At 71.0% G+C, this 8,678-nt stretch carries 8 protein-coding genes; 7 read left to right on the top strand and 1 reads right to left on the bottom strand.

Annotation, left to right across the window (positions count from 1 at the left end; genetic code table 11):
• The 7 genes from ACFU99_RS22930 to ACFU99_RS22960 form a co-directional block, all read left to right on the top strand.
• Positions 1 to 181, top strand: a 181-nt coding sequence (locus ACFU99_RS22930; RefSeq protein WP_384394843.1) for a hypothetical protein, incomplete at its 5' end; no start/stop codon positions are given.
• Complete coding sequence (locus ACFU99_RS22935; RefSeq protein WP_384394844.1) at positions 178 to 1,428, top strand: extracellular solute-binding protein; 1,251 nt, start codon at positions 178 to 180, stop codon at positions 1,426 to 1,428. The genes ACFU99_RS22930 and ACFU99_RS22935, both read left to right, overlap by 4 nt.
• Before the next feature lie 124 nt (positions 1,429 to 1,552).
• Positions 1,553 to 2,545 (top strand): carbohydrate ABC transporter permease, encoded by a 993-nt coding sequence (locus ACFU99_RS22940; RefSeq protein WP_384394846.1) that lies wholly within the window; start codon positions 1,553 to 1,555, stop codon positions 2,543 to 2,545.
• Positions 2,542 to 3,423 carry a carbohydrate ABC transporter permease gene (locus ACFU99_RS22945; RefSeq protein ID WP_384394848.1) on the top strand — a complete coding sequence of 294 codons (882 nt, stop codon included), beginning with the start codon at positions 2,542 to 2,544 and terminating at the stop codon, positions 3,421 to 3,423. The genes ACFU99_RS22940 and ACFU99_RS22945 overlap by 4 nt, the downstream gene beginning before the upstream one ends.
• Positions 3,420 to 4,400 (top strand): hypothetical protein, encoded by a 981-nt coding sequence (locus tag ACFU99_RS22950; RefSeq protein WP_384394850.1) that lies wholly within the window; start codon positions 3,420 to 3,422, stop codon positions 4,398 to 4,400. Before ACFU99_RS22945 ends, ACFU99_RS22950 begins: the two co-directional genes overlap by 4 nt.
• Positions 4,397 to 5,413, top strand: coding sequence for a formylglycine-generating enzyme family protein (locus tag ACFU99_RS22955; RefSeq protein ID WP_384394852.1), 1,017 nt, complete (start codon positions 4,397 to 4,399; stop codon positions 5,411 to 5,413). The genes ACFU99_RS22950 and ACFU99_RS22955 overlap by 4 nt, the downstream gene beginning before the upstream one ends.
• Positions 5,414 to 5,523: 110 nt before the next feature.
• Positions 5,524 to 6,672 carry an ROK family protein gene (locus ACFU99_RS22960; RefSeq protein WP_384394854.1) on the top strand — a complete coding sequence of 383 codons (1,149 nt, stop codon included), beginning with the start codon at positions 5,524 to 5,526 and terminating at the stop codon, positions 6,670 to 6,672.
• Positions 6,673 to 6,820: 148 nt separating this feature from the next.
• Here ACFU99_RS22960 and ACFU99_RS22965 read toward each other — a convergent pair.
• Positions 6,821 to 8,678 (bottom strand): glycoside hydrolase family 2 protein (locus ACFU99_RS22965; protein WP_384394856.1); only part of this gene is annotated, 1,858 nt, incomplete at its 5' end.

The following is an 8,678-nucleotide window of genomic DNA, read 5'->3' on the forward strand; positions in this document are numbered from 1 at the left end:
GGTCCTGACCGGTGAGCCGCTGCTCCCGCGGCACGAGGACGCGCTGGCCGAGCTGGCCGCCGCCGCCCGGCGCCACGACCGTAACGGCCGGCGGGCCTCCCGCCCCCTCGCCCCCGTCGGCGGGCAGCGTCCCGAGGACGCAGGAGAACTCGCGGGCCCGGGAAGGAGAGAAGCGACATGAGCGCCCGACTGCTGCGCGCCGCGGCGCTGGCCGTCGCGGTCCTGCTGCCGCTCACGTCCTGCGCCGCCCAGGACGGCCACGGCCGGCGCAAGGTGACCCTGTGGATGTACCCCGTGATCAAGGACGAGGCCGTGAACAAGAAGTTCTGGGCCCGGACCGAGGCCGGGTTCGAGAAGACCCATCCCGGCATCGACCTCGACATCCAGATGCAGACCTTCGACAAGCGGGACGCCCAGGTCACCGCGGCCCTCGCCGCCGACACCGGGCCCGACCTGGTCCTGCTCACCCCGGACCAGGCGGCGACGTACCGCAAGGTCAAAGGGGTGCTGCCGGTGGACGAGGCGCTCGCGGGCGAGCGCGGGAAGTTCCTGCCCGGCCCGCTGAAGGCCGCGACGTTCGACGGCGACCTGTACGGCGTCCCCCTCTTCCAGAACATCAGCACGACCGCGTACAACACCAAGATCTTCGCCGACGCGGGGCTCGACCCGCCGCGGACCTGGGACGACGTGCGCAAGGCCGCGCCCGTTCTGGCGAAGAAGGGCATCGACGTCATGGACTACGCGGGCAGCCCCGAGCAGACCCTCAACCTCTCCTTCTATCCGTTGCTCTGGCAGGCCGGCGGACGGGTCTTCGCCAAGGGCGGCGACGACGTCGCGTTCGACTCGGCCGCGGGCGTCTCGGCCCTCCAGTTCCTCGTGGACCTCAAGAAGCGGGGCGCGCTGCCCGACGACACCGTCGCCCGGGGCCCCGCCGTCGAGGGCGCGCCCATCGCCGAGGGCAAGGTCGCGATGCGCGCGGTCACCTCGCTGCCGGAACTCCAGCAGATGCGGGCGGCGCTCGGCGAGAAGAACGTACGGTTCGGGCCCCCTCTCCAGGGCAAGGTGCGCGCTACCTACGGCAATCCGGGTCTGCTGTCCCTGACCTCGATCAACGAGAAGGGCAACCGCGAGGCGGCGTACCAGGTGCTCTCCTATCTGACCTCGGCCAAGACGCAGGCCGCGCTCGACGAGGCGGCGGGCACGTTCCCGACCCGCACCGATGTGAAACCGCCCGGCGACAGCCCTGACGTCAAGGCGCTGGACGAAGCCCTCCGATACGCCAACCCCGGCGAGCCCTCGCCCGTCGCACGCCAGGTCATGTCCGTCCTCGCGCCCCGGATACAGGCCGCGCTCAAAGGCGACATGACGGCGAAGGAAGCACTCGACCAGGCCGCGGACGACGCGCGCGAGCTGCTGGCCCGCTCCTGACCGGCCGACGGCCTTCGCTCCCGGTCGGCTGACGGCCTTCACCCTCGACCGGCTGACGGCCTTCGCTCCCGATCGGCTGAGCGCCTTCGTTCCTACCCCGTGCCCACCCCGTCGATTGGCCGCCATGTCCGCACCCCCCACCCCCGCCACCGCCACCGCCACCGCTCCCCCGAGCCGCATACTGTCCCGCCCGTTCCGCGCCGGAACCGGTCCGGGCCCCTCCACCGACCACGCCACGGCACGGCGTCGCCGCCGGCGCCGGGAAGCGGCCGCCGGAATCCTCTTCGTCCTGCCGACGCTCGCCATCTTCGGCCTGTTCAAGTTCCTCCCCATCGCCGGCGCCGCCGCCATGAGCCTGACGCGGTACGGCCTCGACGGGGAGATCACCTGGCAGGGGGCGGGCAACTACACCCGGCTGTTCGCCGACCCGTACTTCTGGAAGAGCCTCGGCGCGACCGGGGCCTACGTCCTCCTGTTCGTACCGCTGATCATCGTCATCGCGCTGACCGGCGCGCTGCTGCTGAACCGGCTCGTACGCTTCTCCGGCACGTTCCGTTCCCTGCTGTTCGTGCCGTATCTGAGCTCGTTCGTGATGGCGGGCATCATCTGGTCGTGGATCTTCGCCAGTGACGGGCCGCTCAACACGGCGCTCCACGCCGTCGGCGCGGGGCCCGTCCCCTTCCTCACCGGCGACCAGTGGCTGGTGCTCGGCGCTCTGGCCCTGGTCTCGGTGTGGAAGGGCTTCGGCTACTCCATGCTCGTCTTCCTAGCGGGCCTCAAGTCCCAGCCGGCGGAGGTGCACGAGGCCGCGCGTATCGACGGCGCGTCCAACTGGCAGGCGTTCCGGCACATCACTCTGCCGCTGCTCAAGCCGGTGCTGTTCTTCGTGCTGGTCATCGAGACGATCGTGGGCTTCCAGGTCTTCGACACCGTCTACGTGATGACCGGCGGCGGCCCCAACCGGGCCAGCCTCACCCTGCTCTACTTCCTCTACGACGAGGGCTTCAAGTTCCTCGACTTCGGCTACGCGACGGCGGTCGGCATGGTCCTCGTCGCCATCGTGCTCGTCCTCTCCCTCATCCAGCGGCGCTTCATGGAAGGAAAGGACGCCTCATGACCGCCCCGCCCCCTGCCCAGGCCCCGGCCTCGTCCCCGGCCCCAGCTCCGGTCCCGGCCTCGTCCCCGGCCGCGCGCCCCCGTCGCTACGGCCCCACGCTCGCACTCGCCGTCATCTCGCTCTTCACGGTCGCCCCGCTGATAGCGGTGGTCGTCCTCGCGCTCTCGCCCGAGGGCGCGCCCACCCTCCCGCACGCCATCCCCGCCTCACTGACCTTCGACAACATCGCACGGATCTTCGAGATCGGCGCGTTCCCCCGCTGGCTGCTCAACTCCCTGGTGTTCTCCGTCGTCTCCGTGGTCGTCATCCTGCTCACCGCGTCCATGGCGGCGTACGCGCTCGTCCGCAAGCGCTTCCCGGGCCGCAACGCCCTGTTCTGGGCGATCATCGCGACCCTCATGGTGCCGATGCAGGCCACGCTCATCCCGACGTTCCTCCTCATCGCTCATATGAAGGGGGTGAACACGCTGTGGGGGCTGATCGCCCCGACCCTCGCCAACGCCCAAGCGGTCTTCCTCATCAGGCAGTTCATACGGGAACTGCCCGAGGAGCTGTTCGACGCCGCGCGGATCGACGGCTCCGGGGAGTGGCGCACCTTCACCCGGATCGTGCTGCCGCTCATCCGCCCCGTACTGGCCACGCTCGCCATCTACATCTTCCTGTGGCACTGGAACGACCTGCTGTGGCCGCTGGTCGTGGGGCAGAGCGACGGGACGCGCACGCTGACCGTCGGACTGGCCACCCTCAACACGGAGACGGTGTCCACGGCGAACATCATGTCCGCCTCGCTCGTCAGCTTCCTGCCCTGCCTGCTGGTCTTCATCGTTCTCCAGCGGCACATCGTCGCCGGCATCACCTCCGGGGGGATCAAGGGATGAACTATCAAGGGACGAACCGGAACGGGACCGCCGCCCGTGCCGAGGGCGACACGCCGCCGCTGCGCTTCGGTCTCATCGGGCTGGACTCGCCGCACGCTCCTTCGTTCACCCGGCTCTTCGGAGACGGCCGCGACGGCCGCGAGGCCCCCGACGACCGCGACGGCCACAACGGCCGCGTCCCGGGCGGCACCGTCGTCAGCGCGTGGAAGGGAGAGCCCGCCGCCGACTTCCCCCTCGGCCGTGACCGCGTCGACGCGTTCGCCTCGGCGGTGGCGGAGATGGGCGTCACGCTCTACGGGACGCCCGAGGAGGTGGCCGAATCGTGCGACGCGCTGCTCGTGGTCGCCGCCGACGCCCGTACGCACCCCGCCCATTTCCTCCGCCTGGCCCCGTACGGCAAACCCGTCTACGTGGACACGCGCTTCGCGCTCACCGGCGCGGACGCGCGGGCCATGCTCGCGGCCGCGCACGCCGGAGGCTGCCTGCCGCTCGCGGGATCGCCCAAGCGCTTCGTACCGGAGTTCCGGGAGGCGCTCGGCGCCGCAGGCCGCGCCGAGCGGATCGACCTCACCGGCCCGCTGCCCACCCAGCCGGGCCATCCCCATCTGGCCTGGTACGGAGTGCACTTGGTCGATCTCGCGGTGGCGGCGCTCGGGCCGGGCTGCGCGCAGGTCGACGCGACCGCCGCCGAACGGACCACGCTGACCTGGGAGGACGGGCGGGTCGCCACCCTGGGCGGAGACAGCGTGTGGTCGCCGTTCACCATCGGACGCGTCCACGCGGGCGGCCGGGAAAGGGAGTTCGTCATCGAGGCGGGCGAACCCATGCTGACCGGGCTGCTCGCTTCCCTCGTCGACGCGTGCGACAGCGGCGTGCCCAATGTGCCGGAGGCGGAGGTGCTGGAGATCGTCGCCGTGGTGGAGGCGGCGGGGCGCAGCCGTGATCTGGGGGTGCCGGTGGCGCCGGAGCGGTCATGACCGTGCGTACGTCTCCCTGTTGTGCCGCGTCGCGCGCAGACTCCCCGGCTCCGCCGCCCCCGACTCAGCTCCCCTCAACCGCGTACGGGCCCGTCGCCGGGAACCCTTCCGGCACCGGCGAGATGGTGGCCCTGCCGGGCGGCGCCTTCCTCATGGGGACCGATGCCGGGGACGGATACCCGGCCGACGGGGAGGGGCCGGTGCGCGAGATCCGGCTGGACCCGTTCCGGATCGACGCGACGGCCGTGACGAACGCGTCCTTCGCCTCCTTCGTGGAGGCGACGGGGTGGGTGACGGTGGCGGAACGGCTGGGCACGTCGTTCGTGTTCGCGAGCCCGCGGTCCACGGAGCCCCCCGGTGGCCGCCCCGTCCCGCAGACGCCGTGGTGGTGGGAGGTGCCGGGAGCCGGCTGGCGCCGTCCCGAGGGGCCGGGATCGGACATCGGCGACCGTATGGACCACCCGGTGGTGCACGTGAGTTGGCGCGACGCGCGCGCCTACGCGAAGTGGGCGGGGAAGCGCCTGCCGACGGAGGCCGAGTGGGAGTACGCGGCGCGCGGGGGTCTGGTGCAGGCCCGCTACCCCTGGGGCGACGAGCGCGAACCCGGCGGCGTACACCGTATGAACGTCTGGCAGGGCGAATTCCCCACCCACGACACAGGCGCCGACGGCCACTTGGGCACCGCTCCGGTCACCGCGTACGAGCCCAACGGGTACGGGCTGTACAACACCTGCGGAAACGTGTGGGAATGGTGCGCCGACTGGTTCCACCCCACCTGGCACACCGACGGGCCGCGCGACAACCCCGCCGGGCCGCCGCGCACGGGGCGCAAGGTGATGCGCGGGGGCTCGTACCTGTGCCATGAGAGCTACTGCTTCCGCTACCGGGTCGACGCGCGCAGTTCCAACACGCCTGAGAGCAGCAGCGGGAACATCGGCTTCCGCTGCGCGACTGCCCTTGACGCGCGGCCGCTGCCGGGAGCGGGAGCGGATGCGGGCGGTTGGCCGGGGTGACGGAGGACGATACTTTTGTCATCAACCGAAATAACAGGAGCGGATGCGCGGTCGCGCGGCTACCATTCGTCCCCGCCCTGTCTCCGAACGCACCGAAGGACCCGTCTGCGATGAAGCCCCGTGCCGGGAGCAAGGCCCTGATCCGCGAGATCAACGAAGTCCTGGTGCTCAACGTCGTACGCAGTCAGGGACCTGTCGCGCGCGCGGCGATCGCCGCCCATACGGGCCTGAGCCCGGCGACGGTCACCGGCATCACCTCCCGGATGCTGAACGCGGGGCTCCTCACCGAGGCCGACGTCGTCCGTGGCGCGGCGGGCAGGCCCGCGCGCCTCGTCGAGCTCAGCACCGACAGGCTCGTGGCCGCGGGCGTACGGCTGTCGGGCTCCGAGGTGTTCGTGGCGCTGGTCAACCTGCGCGGCGAGGTCGTCGCCTCCCACAAGGAACCGCTCTCCTCCCCCTCCCCCGAGGACGCCGGAGCGGCCATCACCCGCGCCGTCCGCGCGGCCACGGCGCGGCACCGCGAGGCGGCGCTGATCGGCGTGGGCGTCGCCGTCTCCGGCGTGGTCGACCACGAAGGCGGCCTGGTGCTGCACAGCGGCTCGCTCGGCTGGGAGAACCTGCCGTTCCGGGATCAGCTGACGGCCCGGCTGGACAGCCCCGTGGTCATCGACAGCTACGTCAACTGCCTCGCCTCCGGGCTGCTCCTGTTCGACGGCCGGCTGTCGGGCCGCGATCTGCTGGTCTTCAGCGTCGGGGTGAGCCTGGGCGCCTCGGTCGTCGTCCAGGGCCGCATCCACCGGGGCTTCAACGGCGCGGCGGGCGGCTTCGCCCACTCCCGCGTCGGCTCCGGCGCCGAACGCCCCTGCCACTGCGGCGCGGCGGACTGCCTGGAAGCCTGGAGCAGCCATTGGGGCATCCGGCGAGAGCTGGAAGCACGCGACGAGGCTGACGCCGCGGGCAGGACCGAGGCCGAGACCGAGGTGCTCGCCTCCGCCACCGACCGGCTCGGGGCTGCCATGGCGAACGCCGCCAAACTCTTCGGCCCCGAAAGCGTGGTGGCGGCCTTCACCGGCGAAATGGACCGCCCCTCCCTCACGACGGCGACAGCACGCGCCTTCCACGCCCAGTACGACCACGAGAAGGCCCCCGCCCCTCAGCTGGAAATCCTCTCCGCCGACGAGACGGACCTGTCCCGCGGCGCCGCGTACACCGTGCTCGCCCAACTGTTCACCGCGGAAATCCCGCGCCCGGCCTCGTAGAGCAACCGCCACGGCGACGTTCCTGGGCCCTGCCATGAAGAGGCCCCTGACCTGGCTGTTCTCCGGTCAGGGGCCTCAGGGGCCGCTTCGTGGCGCGATCGGATCAGCTCAGACGCTCAACCGGACCATCGCTCAGCCGAACCACCGCTCAGGGACACCCGGCGGGCTGTGTCCGCGAGGCGTCGCGGATCAGTGCCCGCTGCGCGTCGTGGATCCGTTTCACGTCGGGCTTCACGACCCTTCGGTCGTACGTGATGAGGCCGTTGAGCTCGCCCTCCACGTCGGAGATCTGCGTGTAGACGGCGCCGTTGCCGCCCTTGCAGACCAGGGCCCGCACCTCGTTCAGCTTGTTGAGGTAGTCGTTCGTGTACGTGGCCGGGGACACGTCCACGTACGACTGCTGCACGGACCAGGCGTGCCCGGGAACGCCGAGCCCGAGCCCCCCGTACTCCCCGGCCACCAGCGCCCGCTTGCCGTCCGGGTGCGGCGGCAGCGCGGGGCTCGGGTACCCGTGTTCGTCCAGGATGTCGCCGGTGCCGCCGTCGACCCCGAGGTTGATGCCCGACATCGAGTTGATCAGCCGCGTGGGGTCCCATGCCTTGGCCTGGTCGGCGATGCGGGCCTCGTCGTACTGGCCCCAGCCTTCGTTGAACGTGACCCACATGATGACCGACGGGTGGTTGGAGTGCTGGTCGATCATCGTCTTCATCTCACGCTCGTACTCGGCGCGCGCCGCGGTGCTCGGGTTCACGCCCGCCGCCATCGCCGGCATGTCCTGCCATACGAGCAGCCCCAGCTTGTCGGCCCAGTAGAACCACCGGTCCGGCTCGACCTTGATGTGCTTGCGGACGGAGTTGAAACCCATCCGCTTGTGCATCTTCAAGTCGTATGCGAGCGCCTTGTCGCTCGGCGCGGTGTGCAGCCCGTCGGGCCAGAAGCCCTGGTCCAGCGTGGCCATCATGAAGACGGGTTTGCCGTTCAGCACGGTGCGCGGCGTGCCGTTCACCTTCTCCACGGATATGGACCGCATGCCGAAGTAGCTGCGGACCCGGTCCCCGCCGACGCTCACCTTGAGGTCGTAGAGATAGGGGTCGTCCGGCGTCCACAGGCGCGGCTTGGAGATCTTCAGGTCGAGCGCGCTGCCCGACCGGCCCGTGACGGTGCCGACCTTGTGCTTTCCGGCGTACGCGGTGGCGGTGACCGGGAGGCCGCTGCGCACGCCCTTCGTCTCGACGGTCAGCCTGCCGCTCGCGTCGGGCGTCAGCTTCAGATCGGAGACGTGGTCCGCGGCGACGGGCTCCATCCACACGGTCTGCCAGATCCCGGAGGACGGGGTGTACCAGATGCCGCTGGGGTCGAGGCGCTGCTTGCCCATCGGCGGGTTCTCGGCCTTCGCCGCGTCGGTCGGGTCGTACACGCCGACGATGAGTTCTTGGGTACGCCCCGGTTTCAGCGCGTCCGTGACGTCCGCGCTGAACTTGTCGTAGCCGCCCTGGTGATCGGCGACCTTCGTGCCGTTCACGTAGACCTGCGCCTGCCAGTCGACGGCGCCGAAGTTCAGCTGGAGCCGCTTGCCGCGGCCCACCTGCCAGTTCGCCGGAACGGTGAAGGTGCGCCGGTACCACATGCGGTCCTCGTGGCGTTCGATCCCGGACAGCTGCGACTCCACCGGGTACGGCACCAGGATCTTCTCGCCCAGCCGCTTGCCCACCGGCACGGCGTCGCCCGCCTTGGCCGCGGCGAACTGCCACTTCCCGTTGAGATTCCGCCACTCGGACCGGGTGAGCTGCGGCCGCGGGTACTCGCGGTGTGCGTTCGCGGGCGTCACCTTGTCGCCCCATGGGGTGCTCAGCTCGTACGTGGAGTGGTTGGGCCCGCTCGACCAGAAGGACCCGACGGCGGCGCCGTCCCTCCCGGCCAGGCCGCCCTTCCCGTCGTACGTGACGTCCACGAGGCCCGGCGCGTCGCCGGCCTTGTTGCCGACGACGGGCTCCTTCAGCCCGACG

The organism is Streptomyces sp. NPDC057654 (genome assembly GCF_042800135.1).
Classification (GTDB): domain Bacteria; phylum Actinomycetota; class Actinomycetes; order Streptomycetales; family Streptomycetaceae; genus Streptomyces.